The sequence below is a fragment of the Pseudomonas aestiva genome (assembly GCF_039908605.1).
Classification (GTDB): Bacteria; Pseudomonadota; Gammaproteobacteria; order Pseudomonadales; family Pseudomonadaceae; genus Chryseomonas; species Chryseomonas aestiva.
In genome coordinates, this window is sequence record NZ_CP150916.1 from 752,551 (window position 1) to 771,147 (window position 18,597).

17 protein-coding genes are annotated in these 18,597 nt (G+C 65.7%); 5 read left to right on the plus strand and 12 right to left on the minus strand.

The features are described 5' to 3' along the window. Window positions 1–336 precede the first annotated feature (336 nt). From AABM56_RS03520 to AABM56_RS03530, 3 genes are all read right to left on the minus strand, one after another. Window positions 337–1,401 carry a PA0069 family radical SAM protein gene (locus tag AABM56_RS03520; protein ID WP_133862191.1) on the minus strand — a complete coding sequence of 355 codons (1,065 nt, stop codon included), beginning with the start codon at window positions 1,399–1,401 and terminating at the stop codon, window positions 337–339. Between the two features lie 95 nt (window positions 1,402–1,496). Then, window positions 1,497–2,762 carry an OprD family porin gene (locus tag AABM56_RS03525; protein ID WP_133862190.1) on the minus strand — a complete coding sequence of 422 codons (1,266 nt, stop codon included), beginning with the start codon at window positions 2,760–2,762 and terminating at the stop codon, window positions 1,497–1,499. Window positions 2,763–3,014: 252 nt separating this feature from the next. Beyond that, window positions 3,015–4,406, minus strand: coding sequence for an MFS transporter (locus AABM56_RS03530; RefSeq protein WP_133862189.1), 1,392 nt, complete (start codon window positions 4,404–4,406; stop codon window positions 3,015–3,017). A gap of 447 nt (window positions 4,407–4,853) precedes the next feature. Between AABM56_RS03530 and quiC the strand changes: the two genes are divergently transcribed. Together quiC and AABM56_RS03540 are read left to right on the plus strand one after the other, a co-directional pair. Then, window positions 4,854–6,755, plus strand: coding sequence for a 3-dehydroshikimate dehydratase QuiC (gene quiC / locus AABM56_RS03535; protein WP_347883838.1), 1,902 nt, complete (start codon window positions 4,854–4,856; stop codon window positions 6,753–6,755). Between the two features lie 54 nt (window positions 6,756–6,809). Beyond that, window positions 6,810–7,466: a TetR family transcriptional regulator gene (locus tag AABM56_RS03540; RefSeq protein ID WP_133862187.1), complete on the plus strand. Its 657-nt coding sequence runs from the start codon at window positions 6,810–6,812 to the stop codon at window positions 7,464–7,466. Between the two features lie 258 nt (window positions 7,467–7,724). On the opposite strand, the gene AABM56_RS03545 is transcribed toward AABM56_RS03540, so the two are convergent. The 3 genes from AABM56_RS03545 to AABM56_RS03555 form a co-directional block, all read right to left on the minus strand. Next, the gene (locus tag AABM56_RS03545; RefSeq protein ID WP_133862186.1) at window positions 7,725–8,582 is read right to left on the minus strand and encodes a glucose 1-dehydrogenase; all 858 of its coding nucleotides are present in this window, start codon (window positions 8,580–8,582) and stop codon (window positions 7,725–7,727) included. A 64-nt stretch (window positions 8,583–8,646) separates the two neighbouring features. Beyond that, entirely contained in the window at window positions 8,647–9,504 is an 858-nt protein-coding gene (locus AABM56_RS03550; protein ID WP_133862185.1) for an SDR family oxidoreductase, read from the minus strand. A gap of 96 nt (window positions 9,505–9,600) precedes the next feature. Further along, window positions 9,601–10,188, minus strand: coding sequence for a TIGR00730 family Rossman fold protein (locus AABM56_RS03555; RefSeq protein ID WP_133862184.1), 588 nt, complete (start codon window positions 10,186–10,188; stop codon window positions 9,601–9,603). A gap of 330 nt (window positions 10,189–10,518) precedes the next feature. On the opposite strand from AABM56_RS03555, the gene azu reads away from it, so the two are divergent. Continuing rightward, a complete protein-coding gene (gene azu, locus AABM56_RS03560) occupies window positions 10,519–10,968 on the plus strand; it encodes an azurin (protein WP_133862183.1) in 450 nt (149 codons plus the stop codon). An 891-nt stretch (window positions 10,969–11,859) separates the two neighbouring features. Here azu and AABM56_RS03565 read toward each other — a convergent pair. Continuing rightward, window positions 11,860–12,408, minus strand: coding sequence for a glutathione peroxidase (locus AABM56_RS03565; protein WP_133862182.1), 549 nt, complete (start codon window positions 12,406–12,408; stop codon window positions 11,860–11,862). Window positions 12,409–12,489: 81 nt separating this feature from the next. Then, entirely contained in the window at window positions 12,490–12,819 is a 330-nt protein-coding gene (locus tag AABM56_RS03570; RefSeq protein ID WP_133862181.1) for a hypothetical protein, read from the minus strand. A gap of 221 nt (window positions 12,820–13,040) precedes the next feature. On the opposite strand from AABM56_RS03570, the gene AABM56_RS03575 reads away from it, so the two are divergent. Both AABM56_RS03575 and AABM56_RS03580 read left to right on the plus strand, forming a co-directional pair. After that, the gene (locus tag AABM56_RS03575; protein WP_133862180.1) at window positions 13,041–14,447 is read left to right on the plus strand and encodes an L-cystine transporter; all 1,407 of its coding nucleotides are present in this window, start codon (window positions 13,041–13,043) and stop codon (window positions 14,445–14,447) included. Window positions 14,448–14,688: 241 nt separating this feature from the next. Continuing rightward, window positions 14,689–15,219: a transposase gene (locus tag AABM56_RS03580; protein WP_218568717.1), complete on the plus strand. Its 531-nt coding sequence runs from the start codon at window positions 14,689–14,691 to the stop codon at window positions 15,217–15,219. Between the two features lie 126 nt (window positions 15,220–15,345). Here AABM56_RS03580 and ureC read toward each other — a convergent pair whose 3' ends face one another. The 4 genes from ureC to ureA form a co-directional block, all read right to left on the minus strand. Beyond that, window positions 15,346–17,046, minus strand: a complete 1,701-nt coding sequence (gene ureC / locus AABM56_RS03585) for an urease subunit alpha (RefSeq protein WP_133862178.1) — start codon at window positions 17,044–17,046, stop codon at window positions 15,346–15,348. A 405-nt stretch (window positions 17,047–17,451) separates the two neighbouring features. After that, window positions 17,452–17,757 (minus strand): urease subunit beta, encoded by a 306-nt coding sequence (locus AABM56_RS03590; RefSeq protein WP_064307547.1) that lies wholly within the window; start codon window positions 17,755–17,757, stop codon window positions 17,452–17,454. After that, entirely contained in the window at window positions 17,754–18,263 is a 510-nt protein-coding gene (locus AABM56_RS03595; protein ID WP_133862177.1) for a GNAT family N-acetyltransferase, read from the minus strand. Before AABM56_RS03595 ends, AABM56_RS03590 begins: the two co-directional genes overlap by 4 nt. 10 nt (window positions 18,264–18,273) lie before the next feature. Continuing rightward, entirely contained in the window at window positions 18,274–18,576 is a 303-nt protein-coding gene (gene ureA, locus AABM56_RS03600; protein ID WP_007162996.1) for an urease subunit gamma, read from the minus strand. Window positions 18,577–18,597 lie beyond the last annotated feature (21 nt).

Genomic DNA, 18,597 nt, shown 5'->3' on the forward strand with positions numbered 1-18,597 from the left:
AGCAGCTGGGTGGGAAGGGCTGGGTGAGGGATACCACGCTGTTGGGCTTCGCTGCGCTCAACCCAACCTACGGGGTGTGTGCCGCCTTTCCCCCCCTATCCCTGTGGGAGAGGGCTGGAGTGAGGGTAGCTGCATCGTTGGGCTTCGCTGCGCTCAGCCCAACCTACGGGGCGTGCGCTGCCTTTCCCCCCTCTCCCTCTGGGAGAGGGTTGGGGTGAGGGTGCAGACCCGTTGGGCTTCGCTGCGCTCAGCCCAACCTGCGGGGCGTGCGCTGCCTTTCCCCCTCTCCCTCTGGGAGAGGGTTGGGGTGAGGGAGCCGTCCGTTCGGCGCCGGCGCTAGAACAGCCCCAGCTGCTCCCCCGGCGGGGCGAACTGGCTGCAGTCCAGCCCTTCGCCCTCGCGGCTCTCCAGGCCGAAGCGTCGGCGGGCCAGGCGAAAGCGCTGCGCCAGCAGATCGGCGAACTGGCCTTCGCCCTTCATGCGGATGCCGAAGCGGCTGTCGTAGTTCTTCCCGCCGCGCGACTGGCGGATCAGGCTCATGACATGGGCGGCGCGTTCGGGAAAGTGCGTTTGCAGCCATTCCTCGAACAACGCGACGATTTCCAGGGGCAGCCGCAACAGCGTATAGCCGGCCGAGCGGGCGCCGTGGTCGCGGGCCGCCTCCAGCAGGGCTTCCAGTTCATGGTCGTTGATCATGGGAATCATCGGCGCCAGCAGGGCACTCACCGGCACTCCGTGCTCGTGCAGCGTGCGCATGGCGCGCAGCCTGGCCTGGGGCGCCGCGGTGCGCGGTTCGAGGATGCGCTTGAGGTCGTCGTCCAGCGTGGTCAGGCTGAAGGCGACGCGCACCAGGTTGCGCTCGGCGAGCTGCCCGAAGAGATCCAGGTCGCGCAGGATCAGCGCGCTCTTGGTGATGATCGTCACCGGATGGCGATAGCGCAGCAGGATCTCCAGCGCCTGACGGGTCAGCTGGTACTGCCGCTCGATGGGCTGGTAGCCGTCGGTATTGATGCCCAGGGCGATGGGCTGCGGCTGATAGCCCGGCTTGCTCAGCTCCGCCTCCAGCCGCTCGGCCAGATTGGTCTTGGCGATCAGCTGGGTCTCGAAGTCGATACCGGGCGAGAGGTCCCAGTAGGCATGGGAAGGACGGGCGAAACAGTAGATACAGCCATGCTCGCAGCCGCGATAGGGATTCACCGAGCGATCGAAGCCGACATCCGGCGACTGGTTGCGGCTGATCACCGTCTTGGCTGTTTCCTGGCGCACGCGGGTGGTGAAGGTCAGCGGGGTGGCTTCCTCGTACCAGCCGTCGTGCTCGCTCTCGCTGCGGGTCGCGGCAAAGCGATTGTGCGGATTGCTGGCGGTGCCACGACCCCGTGGCGGGCGTTGGGGCTGGGTCACGGGCAGACCTCGATTGCTGTATTTTTATACAGTATAAGGTCTGGTCGATCCGGGCAAGGGTGCGGCTGCCACCCGGGCAGCCGCACCCGCGTTTCCTACAACACCGAGATCGGGTAATTGAGGATGATGCGGTTCTCGTCGAAGGAGCCGCTGGCACTGTAGTCGCGTCTCATGCTGGAGTTGCGCCAGCGGATCAGCAGCTTCTTCAGCGGGCCGCTCTGCACCTCGTATTGCACCTCGGATTCGCGACCCCATTCCTTGCCGTCGGTGATGGTGCCGGTGTGCACGTTGTCGCCGCTGAGGTAGCGGTTCATCAGGGTCAGACCCGGCACGCCGAAGGCGGCGAAGTTGTGGTCGTAGCGCACCTGCCAGGAGCGCTCCCGGGCGTTGTCGTAGCTGGAATTGTAGCTGTCGTTGGCCAGGGTTCCGCCGCTGGTGCCGTTGACCCTCATCCAGGCGCTGTCGCCGCTGACGCGCTGCAGGCCGACATAGAAGGTGCCGCCGCCCTGCTTGGCCGAGAGCAGCGCATAGGCGGTACGGTTATCCAGGGCACCGGCGCGGGCGGAGCCGTCGTCGTCGCCGATGAAGTAGCCGAGGTTGGCGCCCAGGGTCCAGCTGCCCACCGGCTGGTAGTGGATCAGGTTGATGAACTTCTGGTTGTAGATGTCTTCGAGTTGGGCGTACCAGAGGCCGATCTGGGTGCGTTTCTCGTTGAACTTGTATTCGCCGCCGACGAAGTTGAAGCGGTCGGAGGTGGCATTGGCGCGGCCCTGCATGAACATGTCTTCCATGCTGGCGTCGTTGCGCGGGCTGTTCTGGCGCATCTGGCCGCCCCAGAGTTCCAGGTTCTGGATCTCGGTAGAGTGGATCTGCGCGCCCTGGAAGGTCTGCGGCAGCGAGCGGCCGTCGTCGGATCTGAGGATCGGCAGCACGGCGAACCACTCGCCGACCTTGATATCGGTCTTGGAGACTTTGGCCTTGGCAGCCACCGCCAGGCGGCCGAAATCCTTGGCCGGTTCGTTGCCGGCATGGGTCGGCAACAGCTGGGTGCCGTAGGTGCCGGCGCCACCGTCGAGCTTGACCGAATACAGCCCCAGGGCATCGATGCCGAAGCCCACCGGCCCCTGGGTGTAGCCGGAGGTCAGGCCGAAGATGAAGCTCTGGGTCCATTCCTCGGCCTTGTTCTGCGCGGTGTAGGCCGGATCGACGAAGTTGCGATTGAAATAGAAGTTGCGCAGGTTGAGCGTGGCCTTGGTGCCTTCGATGAAACCGTCCGCGGCCCACAGTGGCGTGGTGCTGGCGAGAGCGGCGAAGGCGGCGCAGGCACGGGCGAGCCGGCCGGAAGCGAGTCGAGTGCTCATGGTGTTCCTTGTTCTTGTAGGTAAGGGGTGCCCTGCCGGCGCGGAGGCGGCATCTGACGAGGGCGGGTAGGGCGGTGGTGCGAGGTACGGCTAGGAAGGTGCAGGCGACATGAGAGATTCCTTTCTTATTTGAATTATCGGAAAGCAGCGACCGAGGCGTTCGGTCGATTAGTTATATGACAACGTATGTCTTACGGCAAGGCTACCAAGGTAGCAGGGCGGAGCCCTCGCCAGGCGAGGGCTCGCGAGGGGTCAGACGCTAGCCTTGAGGCTGTCCTGACGGGCCGTATCATAGGCGTGCTTGTCCATCTGCACGGCGCCCGGCTTGCCCAGATCGCTCATGGGTACCCGGTAGGTTTCCGGCGACAGGTAGGCCGCCAGGGCCGACAGGCAGGTCACGCCGAAGGCCAGGCTACCGACCACCAGCCAGATGTTGTCGGTGCCGGGCGGGGCGACCAGGGCGAACAGGGCCGGCAGCAGGGCGGTGAGCATGGTGCCGATGTTCTGGGCGATGGCCATGGCCGAGACGCGGTAGCGGGTCTGGAACTGCTCCGGGTAGAAGCTGGGGAAGACCGCGTTGTAGCCCTGGTAGACCACGCCCCACATCAGCAGCGACATGAGGAAGGCCAGCGGCAGGTTGTGGATGCTGATGGCATAGAGGTAACCGAAGGCCAGCAGACCCGAACCCAGGGCGCCACCGATCATGGTCGGCCGGCGGCCGATGCGATCGGAGAGGTTGCCGACGAAGGGGATCACCAGCACGGCGACGATGTTGCCCACCACCGGTATCCACAGGTAGACGCTCTTGTCGAAGCCGATGCCATAGGCCGGCTGCACCGCGTAGGCGGCGCCGAAGATGGTGGCCACCACCGGGATGACGTTCATCAGCGCCATCAGCGCGACCAGGATCATGGCCTTCCAGCTGGTGGTCAGGGCTTCGCCGATGGGCGAGCGTCTGGCCACGGTGGCGGTGCCGGTCTTGGCTTCTTCCTTGACGAAGGCAGGCGTCTCCTGGACTTCCCGGCGGATGATGAAGCCGGCCAGGAGGACGAAGGCGCTGAGCAGGAAGGGAATGCGCCAGCCCCAGCTGTTGAAGGCATCGGCGGGCATGAAGTAGGCCAGCGGCAGGAACACCGCAGCGGCCATCACCTGGCCGGCCTGCACCCCCTGCAGGGTAAAGCTCGCATAGTAGCCACGTCGGCCGAAGGGCGCGTGTTCGAGCACCATGGAACTGGCCCCGGAGATCTCGCCGGCCACGGCGAAGCCCTGGATCAGGCGCAGCACCACCAGCAGGATGGGCGCGAGGATGCCGATCTGGTGGTAGGTGGGCAGCAGGCCCACGGCCATGGTGGCGATGCCCATGAGGAACATGCACAGCAGCAGGACGTTCTTGCGACCGCGGGTATCGCCCCAGTGACCGAGCACGAAGGCGCCGACCGGCCGCGCCAGATAGCCCACGCCATAGGTGGCGAGGGAGGCGACGATGGCCATCTTGGGATCGCTGGAGGGGAAGAAGATCTGCGGAAAGATCAGCGCCGCCGCCTGGGCGTAGATGAAGAAGTCGTAGTATTCCAGCGCCGAGCCGATCCAGCCGCTGGCGGTGGCTTTCTTGGCTTGGGAGCCGGGGGAGGCGGTAGTGGCCATGGTTGTCTCCGGAATTTTATTGTCAGGCCAGGAGGGTTTCAGCGCCGCGCACGAACTCGCTCGGGTCGCGGGAGCCGAAGATGAAAAGGACGGGAAGACCTAGCCTGGCCGTCGCCGACTGAGCGCGGTGGGACTGCAGACGCGACGGGGCACGCAGGATAACGTGGATAGCTGGGGCATGGACGCACACTCTTGTTTGTCTTGTTATGGTCGACGCGGCGGAAGCGACGAGCGCTGGGCTCTGCGATCCATAGTGCGAGTCGCTGCCGGGCCCGGTCAATTCGCCGGATGACCAAATGTTCGATCAGCGAACAGAAACTAACCGGTTCGTACATAATCCATTGTTGGGCCCCGCGGTGCCACGAATAATCGGTGCCAGACCCGACGAATCCGCGCCACGCTGCCCGCATGTCCCGCGGCGTGGCCGTCCAACACAGGAGCACCGGCATGCAGCGTTCCATCGCGACCGTATCCATCAGCGGCACCCTGACCGAGAAGCTCGAGGCCATCGCCGCGGCGGGTTTCGACGGTGTGGAGATCTTCGAGAACGACCTGCTGTATTCCGGGGCCAGCCCGCGGGAGATCCGCCAGCGCGCCCAGGACCTGGGGCTGGCCATCACCCTGTTCCAGCCGTTCCGCGACTTCGAGGGCAATCGCCGCGAGCGCCTGCAGCGCAATCTCGACCGCGCCGAGCGCAAGTTCGACCTCATGCAGGAACTGGGCACCGACCTCATCCTGGTGTGCAGCAACACCGCCGCCGACAGCCTCGGCGACGAGCGCCTGATCGCCGACGACCTGCAGCTGCTGGCCGAGCGCGCCGCTCGGCGCGAACTGCGCATCGGCTACGAGGCCCTCGCCTGGGGGCGCCACGTCAACACCTGGCAGCAGGTCTGGCGCCTGGTGAAGGCGGTCGATCATCCCAATCTCGGCGTGCTGCTCGACAGCTTCCACACCCTGTCCATCGGTGGCGATCCGGCGGCCATCGCGCAGATCCCGGGGGACAAGATCTTTTTCGTGCAGATGGCCGATGCGCCGCTGCTGCAGATGGACGTGCTGGAGTGGAGTCGGCATTTCCGCTGCTTCCCGGGGCAGGGCGAATTCGACCTGGCCGGTTTCCTCGCGCCCATCCTGCAGACCGGCTACCAGGGACCGCTGTCACTGGAGATCTTCAACGACGGTTTCCGCGCCGCCCAGACCCGCGCCACCGCCGCCGATGGTCTGAGATCCCTGCTCTACTTGGAAGAGCAGACCGCCGCGCGGCTGCAGCGCGAAGAGACCCCGGTCGCGGCGCCGCTATTCGCCCCGCCCGCGGCGCCGCGCCTGGAAGGCACCGAATTCCTCGAATTCGCCGTGGACAACGGCCATGGCGCTGAACTGGCGCGCTGGCTGGGCAAGCTGGGCTTCGCCCAGGCCGGGCGGCATCGCTCGAAGAACGTCACCCTGCTGCGCCAGGGCGAGATCAACCTGGTGCTCAACGCCGAACCCTATTCCTTCGGCCACAACTTCTTCGAGGCCCACGGCCCCTCGCTGTGCGCCATGGCCCTGCGCGTGCCGGACAGCCAGGCCGCCCTGGAGCGCGCCCAGCAGTACCGGGCGCAGCCCTATCGCGGCCTGGTCGGCCCCAACGAGCGGGAGATCCCGGCGGTGCGGGCACCGGACGGCAGTCTGATCTATCTCGCCGATCGCGGCGTGGATGGCCGCAGTCTCTACGACACCGACTTCGATGTCAGCGCCGGCGCCAGCGGAGGGCTCGGTCTGACGCATGTCGACCACGTGGCCATCGCCCTGCCGGCCGATGCGCTGGACAGCTGGGTGCTGTTCTACAAGAGCCTGTTCGACTTCAGCGCCGATGACGAGGTGGTGGTCCCGGACCCCTATGGCCTGGTCAAGAGCCGTGCGCTGAAGAATCGCGAGAGCAGCGTGCGCCTGGCGCTGAACATCTCGGAGAATCGCAACACCGCCATCGCCCGGGCACTGTCCAGCTATCGCGGCTCGGGGGTGCATCACATCGCCTTCGCCTGCCAGGACATCTTCCTGGCGGTGGAACAGGCCAAGGCCGCCGGGGTGCCCCTGCTGGAGATCCCGATGAACTACTACGACGACCTGGGCGCGCGCTTCGATTTCGACGACGACTTCCTCAGTCGGCTGGCCTACTACAACGTGCTCTACGACCGTGACGCCCAGGGTGGCGAGCTGTTTCACGTCTACACCGAGTCCTTCGCCGACCGATTCTTCTTCGAAATCCTCCAGCGCAAGGATTACAGTGGCTACGGCGCGGCCAACAGCCCGGTCCGCCTGGCGGCCATGCTGCAGGCCCGCCAGGGCCGCCCGGCACCCCTGGAATTCTGAGCCAGGCGGGCACCTGCGGGTGCCCGCGCCTCTCCTCCGACAAGAGTCAGCCCGATGCAGGACACCCCGGCGCTCGCGCCCACGCTCCGTACCCCGCGCAAGAACAATCCCGAGAAGACCCGCCAGGCCATCCTCGCCGCCGCCGTGGCCGAGTTCGCCGACCTGGGGCTGAGCGGGGCGCGGGTGGACGCCATCGCCGAGCGCACCCATACCTCCAAGCGGATGATCTACTACTACTTCGGCAGCAAGGAGCAGCTCTACCTGACGGTGCTGGAAAAGCTCTACAGCGACGTGCGCGGCAACGAGGCCGAGTTGCCACTGGACCGCCTGCCGCCGCTTGAGGCGATCCGCACCCTGGCGGAATTCCTCTTCGAGCACCATCGCAGCCACGACGACTTCATCCGCGTGGTGAGCATCGAGAACATCCACCGTGGTCGCCACCTGGCGCACTCCGAGACCATCTCCAGCCTCAACTCCTCGGCGCTGGAGGCCCTGCGCCGCATCCTGGCGCGCGGCGAAGCCAGCGGCGAGATCCGCAGCGGGCTGGACGCGGTGGATGTGCACCTGCTGATGTGCTCGTTCTGCTTCTATCGCGTCTCCAACCGGCACACCTTCGGCCACATTCACGACATCGACATGGAAGAACCGGCCGTGCTGCGCCGGCACAAGACCATGATCGGCGATGCGATGGTGCGCTACCTGCAGCCGTAGAGTATCCGCGCGACCCTCACCCCAACCCTCTCCCGGAGGGAGAGGGGGCGTTTGACCGAGGCTTCCGGTCGCCGGCATGGATGCGTAGGGCAGAAAATTCCGTGGGTTGGGCTGAGACGGCTCCATCGTCGAAGCCCAACGCTGCTGGATGTTCAACGTTGGGCTTCGCTGTGCTCAACCCAGCTTACGGAGCTACCCCCCGCTCCCTCCGGGAGAGGGCCGGGGTGAGGGCAAACCCAGGCACCCCGGCCAAAACCTTTAGAGCACCGGCATCCCGCCCGTCACCGGCAGCATGGCACCGGAGATGTAGCTCGCCTCATCGGACGCCAGCAGCACATAGGCCGGCGCCAGTTCCACCGGCTGGCCAGGGCGACCCAGCGGCGTGCTGCTACCGAATTGCTCAGGTTCGTCCGGCTTCATGGTGCTGACTATCAACGGCGTCCAGATCGGGCCAGGGGCCACGCTGTTGGCGCGGATACCTTTCTCGCCCAGCAGCTGCGCCAGACCCGCGGTAAAGTTGGCGATGGCACCCTTGGTGGCCGAATAGGCCAGCAGGGTCGGCGGGGCGATGTCGGCGTTGATCGACGCGGTGTTGATGATGGAGCCGCCGCGTGGCATGTGCTTCAGCGCCGCCTGGGTGATGCGGAACATGGCATGGATGTTCACGTTGAAGGTATGCACCCATTCCTCGTCGGGGATCTCGTCGAGGCTGTCGCGCACCTGCTGGAAGGCAGCGTTGTTGACCAGCACGTCGATGCGGCCAAAGGCCTCGACGGTCTTCTGCACCACGTCCAAACAGGTCTGGCGCTCGGCCAGATCGCCCGGCAGCAGCACGGCCTGGCGCCCGGCCTCGGTGACCAGGCGGGCGGTCTCTTGGGCGTCCTCGTGCTCGTCCAGGTAGGCGATGGCGACATCGGCGCCCTCACGGGCGAAGGCGATGGCCACGGCGCGACCGATGCCGCTGTCGGCACCGGTGATCAAGGTCTTCTTGCCCGCCAGGCGACCCGAGCCGCGGTAGCTCGCAGCGCCGCTGTCGGGCTGCGGATCCATGCGTGCTTCGGAACCGGGAAAGGTCTGGGGTTGGGGTTTCAGCGGGGGTTTGGGATGGTCGCTCACGAGCGGGCTCCGGATACGGAAGAAAGAAGGGGCGACCCCGGCCTGTGCCAGGGTGCAGGGCTGGTCAGAGGATCGGCTTGCCGCCGGTGACGGCGATGCGCGCGCCCGAGGTGTAGCTGGATTCGTCCGACGCCAGCATCACGTAGACCGGTGCCAGTTCCACCGGCTGGCCGGGACGGCCCAGCGGGGTGTTGCCGCCGAACTCCTTGACCTGCTCGGGCGGCATGGTGGCCGGGATCAGCGGGGTCCAGATGGGCCCCGGAGCCACGCTGTTGGCGCGGATGCCCTTCTCGCCGAGTAGCTGAGCCAGGCCGGCGGTGAAGTTGGCGATGGCGCCCTTGGTGGTGGCATAGGCCAGCAGCGTCGGCCGCGGCATGTCCGAATTCACCGAGGTGGTGTTGATGATGGAGCCACCCGGGCCCATGTGCTTTATCGCGGCCTGAGTGATGCGAAACATGGCGGTGATGTTCACATCGAAGGTGTAGACCCACTCGTCGTCGGGAATCTCTTCGAGGGTCTCGTGGGTCATCTGGAAGGCGGCGTTGTTGACCAGCACATCGAGACGGCCGAAGGCGGCCACGGTCTGGTCCACCACTGCCAGGCACTGCTCGCGCTTGGACAGGCAACCCGGCAGCAGCAGCGCCTCGCGGCCGGCTTCGCGCACCAGGCGGGCGGTGTCCTCGGCGTCTTCGTGCTCGTTCAGGTAGCTGATGGCGACATCGGCGCCCTCACGGGCGAAAGCGATGGCCACGGCGCGGCCAATGCCGCTGTCGCCACCGGTGATCAGCACCTTCTTGCCGGCCAGACGGCCAGAACCCTTGTAGCTTTGCTCGCCGCAATCCGGTACCGGATTCATGCGCGATTGCAGGCCGGGAACGGCCTGCTGCTGTTCCGGCATCGGGGCTTTCGGGAAATCGGTCATGGAAGAATCCTCGTCGCGGTAACTTTTGCGGGCCTGTCAGTACCGACAGGCCACAAGCGGCGAGGGTTCGAGATCCGGGACGGGCGGTGTACCGACCTAGCGGGGTGTCGATTCGGCCCAGCGCGGTGCCACCGTGGGCTGCCAGGCGGCGAGGGCGTCTAGCAGGGCCGTTGGTGAAGCTTCCACCTGCAGCATGGCGCGATGCGGCGCGGCGACGAAGCCCTGGGCGACCAGGTGATCGAGGAAGCCTTCCAGCTGGGCATAGAAGCCATCGACCTCCAGGAGGCCCATGGGCTTGGCGTGATAGCCGAGCTGACCCCAGGTCCAGACCTCGAAGAGTTCTTCCAGGGTGCCCAGGCCGCCGGGGAGGGCGATGAAGGCATCGGCCAGTTCCGCCATTCGCGCCTTGCGCGCATGCATGCCGTCGACCACTTCCAGGCGGGTGCAGCCGGTATGGCCCAGCTCGGCGGTCTTGAGACTCTGGGGAATGATGCCGATGACTTCGCCACCGGCAGCCAGGGCGGCATCGGCGACCACACCCATCAGGCCGACCTTGCCGCCCCCATAGACCAGGGTGAGGCCGCGCTCGGCGAGGGTGCGCCCGAGGTGCGCGGCGGCTTCGGCGAAGACAGGCGAGGCACCGGGCTTGGCGCCACAGAAGACACAGACGGTTTTCAGTGACATGGGGACTCCTAGGCAGGCAAAGCGCCTAGCCTAGCCGCCCGCTCCGCCGCAGCAAAGCACCCTCATCGCGCGAGGAAAGCGACCTCCGGCGCATTGCCGCTGGCGGCCTGGGCATAGTTGGCGAACAACTCGTGCAGCAGGGCGGTAAGGGTCATGGCGGGCGTCCTTGGCTGGCGGATGATGGGGGGATAGTACCCAGAGCTGAGGCCCGGCGACCTGGCAAAGGTTTCGATGGAGGCGATAGAGCGAAGCGGTGCCCTTGCCATGGCCGCTGGAACCCGCCACCCTCGCATCGGTCTGACTGGCGACTTTCACGCATCCGGAGGGTTCATGAAATCCACGTTTTTTGCCGCCGCACTGTTCGCCCTGGGAAGTACCGGCGCCTGGGCCGCCGACAGCTGTACCACCCAGATCGAAGCCGGCGACCAGATGACCTACAGCCGCGCCTCGATCCAGGTCCCGGCTTCGTGCAAGACCTTTACCGTCGAGCTGATCCACAACGGCAGCCTGCCGAAGAACGTCATGGGCCATAACTGGGTGCTGACCCGCTCCACCGACGCCTCGGCCGTCGACGCCGCCGGCATGAACGCGGGCGAAGACAAGGGCTACCTGCCCGAGGGCGACGAACGCATCATCGCCCACACCCGCATGCTGGGCGGCGGCGAGAAGGACTCCGTGACCTTCGATACCGGGGCCCTGGAAGCGGGCAAGGAATACAGCTTCTTCTGTTCCTTCCCGGGGCATTTCGGCTCCATGCGCGGGGTGTTGCAGCGGGGGTAAGGGGAAGGTTGGGTTGTGGCGGTCGACCGTCGCAATCCGACCTCTTGTGCAGAAGACGCCTGTAGGTTGGGTTGAGCGTTAGCGAAGCCCAACATTGCAAGGCCTCACGCTTGTTTAGTAGGTGCCATGGCTGGTTATTGAGTGTTTGGAGAGTTTTTGTTTCGCCCACCCGGGCGAGTTACTTTTTGCAGTCGCCAAAAAAAGTAACCAAAAACGCTTGCCCCACCATCCGGCCTTTCGCTTCGCTCCAGGTCCGCTCACGCCAGCGCCGTTCCGGGGTCGGTCCAGATGGGCCGTCCATGGCCCACTGGACCTCTCGCCGCATCCATGCGGCTCGACCCACTCCACGGCACTAGCGTTCGCCCTGCTGAACGGGGCGATTCGCTAGCCTGAAAGTGTTGGTTGAAGAACGCGTCACCCGTAGCCCGTAGCCCGTAGCGTGGACAACGGCGAAGCCTTGTCCGCTTTCTCGATCAAGCTCATCAGTGGAAAACGCTGGGCGGTTTTCCACGCTACGAATCGCGATGGCCTCCCTGTAAACGCTCCTAAAATTTCAGGCTGGCGTCCCGTCCCCGTCAGTGAGGCCGAGTGCAGGTGTCACGGAGGGGGATGCGAGGCAGGACGCCGAGCAAGGCGCGAGGGGCAGAAGGCCCCTTCGTGCCGCCCCCCAGGAGCGGCGCCGGAGCGAGGGGACCCGGAGCGCAGCAGAGGGCCGAAACGTGGGGGCAGCGTTTTTGCTTACTTTTTTCGCGACTGAAAAAAGTGAGTCGCCCGGGTGGGCGAAACAAGAGCCATCAGCAAAGCTCGCTAAGCAGCTAGGGCACCAATATCAATCAACTCTAGCCTCGTTGGGCTTCGCTCCCGCTCAACCCAACCTACCAATACCAGTCCTCAGCCCTTCGCCAATTCCGCCTCGATGGCCGCCACCAACCGCGGATCATCCGCGGTCACATCCGGCGCGAAGCGCCCCACCACCTCACCATCCCGCCCGATCAGGAATTTCTCGAAATTCCACAGCACCTCGGGCTTGGGATTGGGGTTGCCGCCACGGCTCAGCATGCGCTCGCGGAAGGGGCCGTCGCCGGTCGTCTCGGGTTGCGCCTGGGTCAGTTCGGCATAGAGCGGATGCTTGTCTTCACCCACCACGCTGAGCTTGGCGAACAGCGGGAATTGCACACCATAGGTGAGGGTGCAGAATTCCTTGATCTCGGCGTCGCTGCCCGGCTCCTGCTGCTTGAAGTCGTTGGCGGGAAAGCCGAGCACTTCCAGGCCGCGCTCGCGCTGGGCCTCATAGAGGCGTTCCAGGCCTTCGTACTGGCTGGTCAGGCCGCACTTGGAGGCAACGTTCACCACCAGCAGCACCTTGCCCAGGTAGCGCTCCAGGGTCAGGGTTTCGCCGTCGATGGATTGCAGCGGGAGTTTCATCAGGGTCGCGGTCATGGTCGGCTTCCTCGGAAAGAAGCGATCAGCCTAGCGCAAAAACGCCGCCTCGATGGGCGGCGTCGATCGGACGGATGGGGCTCAGCGCTTGAGCTTGACCACGTCGCCGGAAACGGTGGTGGTGAAACCACTCAGGACGTAGGCCCAGAACCAGTTTTCCTGCACCTGGGCATTGATCAGCGCATCGCCACCGCGGGACTTGATGGCGGCCTGCTGAGCGCGCACGAAGCGGTCGTTCTGCTGGACCGGAATGAAGCCCAGGATCATGAGACCGGTAGCCTTGCCCTCGCCATGACCGACGACGGTGTACTGCGACGGATCCAGGTTCTGCGTCTTCATCGCGGTGCCGGTGCAGCCAGCGACGGCGGCGGCGAGGGCGAAGGAAGCGGCGAGCTTGGCGAAACGTTGCATGGAGTATTCCTTTTCTGATGTGGCAGGGCCGGGCGTCATTTCCCGGTTGGCTGAACTCTAGCAGCGCAATGCCCTGGACGAGCGCCGTTCACCCCGGCGATAGGACCGCTCCTCCCGTTATCAGGTGATAGCACCTCGATCTAAGCCGAGGCGGCCCGAGCTGCTACCATCGCCGCCTTTTCGTCCGGCGGTCGTGTCGGGCGCCGTTCTGGAGACCTCGTGTGAATCTGCCTCTCGTTCTCAACCTCGTCGCCTTCGCCGTGCTGCTCGGCCTGCTGGCGCGTACCCGCAACACCGGCTGGAGCCTGGCCGTGCGCGTCTTCATTGGTCTCGCCCTGGGCGTGGCCTTCGGCCTGGTGCTGCAATTCGTCTACGGGCATGACGCCCCGGTGCTCAAGACCTCCATCGGCTGGTTCAACCTGGTCGGCAACGGCTATGTGCAGCTGCTGCAGATGAGCATCATGCCGCTGGTGTTCGCCTCCATCCTGGCCGCCGTGGCGCGGCTGCGCGAGGCCTCGTCCATGGGGCGCATCAGCCTGCTGACCCTGGGTACGCTGCTGTTCACCACCGCCATTGCCGCCCTGGTCGGGGTGCTGGTCACCTGGCTGTTCGGCCTGAGCGCCGAGGGCCTGGTGCAAGGCGCCCAGGAGACCGCGCGCCTGACCGCCCTGCAGAACAGCTATGTCGGCAAGGTGGCGGATCTGTCGGTGCCGCAACTGCTGCTGTCCTTCATTCCGAAGAATCCCTTCGCCGATCTCACGGGTGCCAATCCCACCTCCATCATCAGTGTGGTGATCTTCGCCGCCTTCCTCGGCGTCGCCGCCCTGCGCCTGCAGCGCGACGATCCGGTGCGTGGCGAGAAGGTGCTGGCCGGCATCGACGTGCTCCAGGCCTGGGTGATGAAGCTGGTGCGCCTGCTGCTGCAACTCACCCCCTACGGCGTGCTGGCGCTGATGACCAAGATGGTCGCCACCGCCAGTCCCCAGGACGTGCTCAAGCTGGGCACCTTCCTGATCGCCTCCTACCTGGGCCTGGGCATCCTCTTTGGCGTGCACGCGCTGCTGCTGACCCTGAGCGGCCTGTCGCCCGCGCGCTTCTTTCCCAAGGTCTGGCCGGTGCTGAGCTTCGCCTTCACCAGCCGTTCCAGCGCGGCGACCATCCCGCTGAGCATCGAGGCCCAGACCGAGCGTCTCGGCGTACCGCCGGCCATCGCCAGCTTCGCCGCCTCCTTTGGTGCCACCATCGGCCAGAACGGCTGCGCCGGTCTCTATCCGGCCATGCTGGCGGTGATGGTCGCCCCGACCCTGGGCATCAATCCGTTCGATCCGCTGTGGATCGCCACCCTGGTGGGTATCGTCACCCTGAGTTCGGCGGGTGTGGCGGGCGTAGGTGGTGGTGCTACCTTCGCCGCCCTGATCGTGTTGCCGGCCCTCGGCCTGCCGGTCACCCTGGTGGCGCTGCTGGTGTCCATCGAGCCGCTGATCGACATGGGCCGTACCGCCCTCAACGTCAACGGCTCCATGACCGCCGGCACCCTGACCGCACGCTGGATGGGCCAGCTGGACAAGGCCACCTACGACCGCAACGACCGCGCCGAAGCCCCGGCGGCGCCGATCAGTCGCGGCTGAGTCCGTAGGTTGGGTTGAGCGCAGCGAAGCCCAACGGCGCCCATGCCTGCTGCGGTGTGTTGGGCTTCGGCGGTGGAGCCGCCTCAACCCAACCTGCGGGTGCCTAATGTTGACTGGGTACAACGTGGATGGTTGAACCGCGCAGGTTGGCGCTGAGCGCAGCGAAGCCCAACAGGCACGATCTATCCAAAAGCCCTGAAAAAGGCTCTAGACTGCGACTTTCCATTCACCAGGGACGGTGATCTTGGACTATCGACGCAGCCGTGCCGCGGGCGGCATCTTCTTTTTCACGCTCAATCTCAACGACCGCTCGGCCACTCTGCTCGTCGACCATATCGGATCGCTCAAGCAGGCCGTGCGCGAGGTAAAGGTCCGGCATCCCTTCGATATCCTCGCCATGGTGGTCCTCCCCGATCACCTGCACGCGCTCTGGCGCCTGCCAGATGACGATGGTGACTATCCGCTGCGTTGGAGCCTGATCAAGGCAGGCTTCTCGCGTCAGTTACCGCCGTTGGAGACGGTGAATCTATCGCGCCGGCTGAAACGCGAACGCGGAGTCTGGCAAAGACGCTATTGGGAGCACCGGATTCGGGACGAGCAGGATCTGCAGCGACATTTCGACTACATCCATTTCAACCCGGTGAAGCACGGCCATGCGCCTAGGGCGGTGGAGTGGCCCCATTCGTCCATTCATCGCTATGTGCGAGCGGGCGTCCTGCCGGTGGATTGGGCAGGACATCGCGATGAGGACTGGGCGGTGGGCGAGCGGTGAGAGTTGATCGTGTTGGGCTTCGCTACACTCAGCGCCAACCTACGGGTGCCCAAGCGACGTTGGACACCTGTAGGTTGGGTTGAGCGCAGCGAAGCCCAACAGGCCGTGCCTTTGGAACAGGCCTCGTTAAAACAGGAAATACCGCTGCGCCATCGGCAACACCTCGGCCGGTTCGCACCAGAGCAGCTGGCCGTCGGCCTTGACCTGGTAGTTCTGCGGATCGACCTCGATGGTCGGCAGGTAGCCGTTGTGGATGAGGTCGCTCTTCTGCGCGGTGCGGCAACCCTTGACCACGCCGATGCGCTTCTTCAGCCCCAGTTGCTCGGGCACCCCGGCGTCGAAGGCGGCCTGGCTGATGAAGGTCAGGCTGGTGTCGTGGAGCATGCCGGCGTAGCTGCCGAACATCGGGCGGTAGTGCACCGGTTGCGGGGTGGGGATGGAGGCGTTGGCGTCGCCCATCAGACTGGCCGCGATGGCGCCGCCCTTGAGGATCAGCGTCGGCTTGACCCCGAAGAAGGCCGGGCGCCAGAGCACCAGGTCGGCGAACTTGCCCACCTCGATGGAGCCCACCTCGTGGCTGATGCCATGGGTGATCGCCGGGTTGATGGTGTACTTGGCGATGTAGCGCTTGACCCGGAAATTGTCGTTGCCAGCGGTGTCCTCGGGCAGCGGGCCGCGCTGCTTCTTCATCTTGTCGGCGGTCTGCCAGGTGCGGGTGATGACCTCGCCGACGCGGCCCATGGCCTGGCTGTCGGAACTGATCATGGCGAAGGCGCCGAGGTCGTGGAGGATGTCCTCGGCGGCGATGGTCTCGCGGCGGATGCGGCTCTCGGCGAAAGCCACGTCCTCGGCGATGCTCGGGTCCAGATGGTGGCAGACCATGAGCATGTCCAGGTGCTCGTCGATGGTGTTCTTGGTGAAGGGCCGCGTCGGGTTGGTGGAGCTGGGCAGCACATTGGGGAAGCCGCAGGCCTTGATGATGTCCGGCGCGTGGCCGCCCCCGGCGCCCTCGGTGTGGTAGGTGTGGATGGTGCGACCCTTGAAGGCGCCCAGGGTGGTCTCGACGAAACCGGATTCGTTGAGGGTGTCGGTGTGGATGGCCACCTGGATGTCGAAGCGATCGGCCACCGCCAGGCAGTTGTCGATGGCGGCCGGGGTGGTGCCCCAGTCCTCGTGCAGTTTCAAGCCGATGGCGCCGGCGCGGACCTGCTCTTCCAGCGGCCCGGGCAGGCTGGCGTTGCCCTTGCCGGTGAAGCCGATGTTCATCGGGAAGGCGTCGGCGGCCTTGAGCATCTGCGCCATGTGCCAGGGACCGGGGGTCACGGTGGTGGCATAGGTGCCGGTGGCCGGGCCGGTGCCGCCACCGATCATGGTGGTGGTGCCGCTCATGAGCGCCTCTTCGATCTGCTGCGGGCAGATGAAGTGGATGTGGGAGTCGATCCCACCGGCGGTGAGGATCATGCCCTCGCCGGCGATGACCTCGGTGGCGGCGCCGATGGGCACGCTGACACCGGGCTGGATATCCGGGTTGCCGGCCTTGCCGATGGCGTGGATGCGGCCCTGCTTGAGGCCGACATCGGCCTTGACGATGCCCCAGTGATCGACGATCAGGGCATTGGTGATGACGGTATCCACCACCTCGGCCGCCAGCAGCTGGCTCTGGCCCATGCCGTCGCGGATGACCTTGCCGCCGCCGAATTTCACTTCTTCGCCGTAGACGGTGTGGTCTTCTTCGATCTCGATCCAGAGCTCGGTATCGGCCAGGCGCACCCGGTCGCCGGTGGTGGGGCCGAACATGTCGGCATAGGCTTGGCGGGAGATTTTCATAAGTGTGAATCCCGAATAAAGGTGGTCCGGTTTGCCCTCACCCCGACCCTCTCCCAGGGGGAGAGGGGGAAGCGCGGGTGGCATCCTGTTGCCGCGAGCAGGGAGTTATTCCTGGACGGCAGGGTGTTCTGGTTTGTCCTCATCCCGACCCTCTCCCAGGGGGAGAGGGGGGAAGAGCGGGTGGCATCCTGTTGCCTCGTGCAGGGAGTATTCCTGCACCGCAGGGTGTTCTGTTTTGCTCTCACCCTGACCCTCTCCCAGGGGGAGAGGGGGAAGGGCGGGTGTTCCGGTTTGGCCTCTCGCTCCGCTCCAGTCTCGCGGAGCAGGAGGAAAGCGCGAAAGGCACGGTGTCTGCTTTCAGCCCCCTCTCCCTGAGGGAGAGGGTTGGGGTGAGGGGGCTTGTCCCTACAACTTCCCCATCACCCGCCCGGCGAAGCCGTAGACGGTGCGCAGGCCGGCCAGCTCGACCAGTTCCACCTCGCGACTCTGGCCCGGTTCGAAGCGCACGGCGGTGCCGGCGGCGATGTTCAGGCGCATGCCGCGGGCCAGGGCGCGATCGAACAGCAGGGCGTCATTGGTCTCGTGGAAGTGGTAGTGGGAGCCCACCTGGATCGGCCGATCACCGCTGTTGGCGACGGTCAGGCTCAGGGTGCGGCGGCCGGCGTTGAGTTCGATATCGCCGTCCTGGATCTGGTATTCGCCGGGGATCATGGGCGCTGCTCCAGCATCAGTTGCATGAAGGTGAGATCCAGCCAGCGACCGAACTTGGTGCCGACCTGGGGCATCTGCCCGGTGGTGATGAAGCCCAGGCGCTCGTGCAGGCGGATGGAGGCCTGGTTGCCGCTCTCGATGGCGGCCACCATCACGTGCTTGTCGCAGGCACGGGCGCGCTCGATGAGCACCGTCATCAGGCGCGGGCCGATGCCCTGGCCGCGCTGGTCGGGATGGATGTAGACCGAGTGCTCGACGGTGTGGCGAAAGCCCTCGAAGGGCCGCCAGTCGCCAAAGGAGGCATAGCCCACCACCACGCCGTCGGCATTCTCGGCGACCAGGATGGGGTAGCCCTGGGTGGCGCGCAGGTCGAACCAGGCCTGGCGATTGGCCAGGTCTACCGGGGTCTCGTTCCAGATCGCCGTGGTGTTGCTGACGGCGTCGTTGTAGATGTGCAGCACGGCCGGCAGGTCGGCAGGGATGGCGTCGCGGACGATCAGACTCATGGCGGTCTCCCTAGGCGATCGGCTGGTGGACTGTGACCAGCTTGGTCCCGTCGGGGAAGGTGGCTTCCACCTGGATCTCCGGGATCATCTCCGGAACGCCTTCCATCACCTGGTCGCGGGTCAGCAGGGTGGTGCCATAGTGCATCAGCTCGGCGACGGTGCGACCGTCACGGGCGCCTTCGAGCAGGGCGGCGGAGATCAGCGCCATGGCTTCCGGGTAGTTGAGCTTCACCCCACGCGCCAGGCGGCGTTCGGCCACCAGGCCGGCGGTGAAGATGAGCAGCTTGTCTTTTTCGCGGGGCGTCAGGTCCATGGGTGTTCCGGTTGGCAGGTT

Bases quoted from the DNA above. Each gene is read 5' to 3' on its own strand.
- ureC (WP_133862178.1), bottom strand. From the start codon at position 17,046: ATGAAAATCTCCCGCCAAGCCTATGCCGACATGTTCGGCCCCACCACC.
- AABM56_RS03565 (WP_133862182.1), bottom strand. From the start codon at position 12,408: ATGACCGCGACCCTGATGAAACTCCCGCTGCAATCCATCGACGGCGAA.
- AABM56_RS03540 (WP_133862187.1), top strand. From the start codon at position 6,810: ATGCAGGACACCCCGGCGCTCGCGCCCACGCTCCGTACCCCGCGCAAG.
- azu (WP_133862183.1), top strand. From the start codon at position 10,519: ATGAAATCCACGTTTTTTGCCGCCGCACTGTTCGCCCTGGGAAGTACC.
- AABM56_RS03590 (WP_064307547.1), bottom strand. From the start codon at position 17,757: ATGATCCCCGGCGAATACCAGATCCAGGACGGCGATATCGAACTCAAC.
- AABM56_RS03555 (WP_133862184.1), bottom strand. From the start codon at position 10,188: ATGTCACTGAAAACCGTCTGTGTCTTCTGTGGCGCCAAGCCCGGTGCC.
- AABM56_RS03525 (WP_133862190.1), bottom strand. From the start codon at position 2,762: ATGAGCACTCGACTCGCTTCCGGCCGGCTCGCCCGTGCCTGCGCCGCC.
- quiC (WP_347883838.1), top strand. From the start codon at position 4,854: ATGCAGCGTTCCATCGCGACCGTATCCATCAGCGGCACCCTGACCGAG.
- ureA (WP_007162996.1), bottom strand. From the start codon at position 18,576: ATGGACCTGACGCCCCGCGAAAAAGACAAGCTGCTCATCTTCACCGCC.
- AABM56_RS03595 (WP_133862177.1), bottom strand. From the start codon at position 18,263: ATGAGTCTGATCGTCCGCGACGCCATCCCTGCCGACCTGCCGGCCGTG.
- AABM56_RS03530 (WP_133862189.1), bottom strand. From the start codon at position 4,406: ATGGCCACTACCGCCTCCCCCGGCTCCCAAGCCAAGAAAGCCACCGCC.
- AABM56_RS03570 (WP_133862181.1), bottom strand. From the start codon at position 12,819: ATGCAACGTTTCGCCAAGCTCGCCGCTTCCTTCGCCCTCGCCGCCGCC.
- AABM56_RS03550 (WP_133862185.1), bottom strand. From the start codon at position 9,504: ATGACCGATTTCCCGAAAGCCCCGATGCCGGAACAGCAGCAGGCCGTT.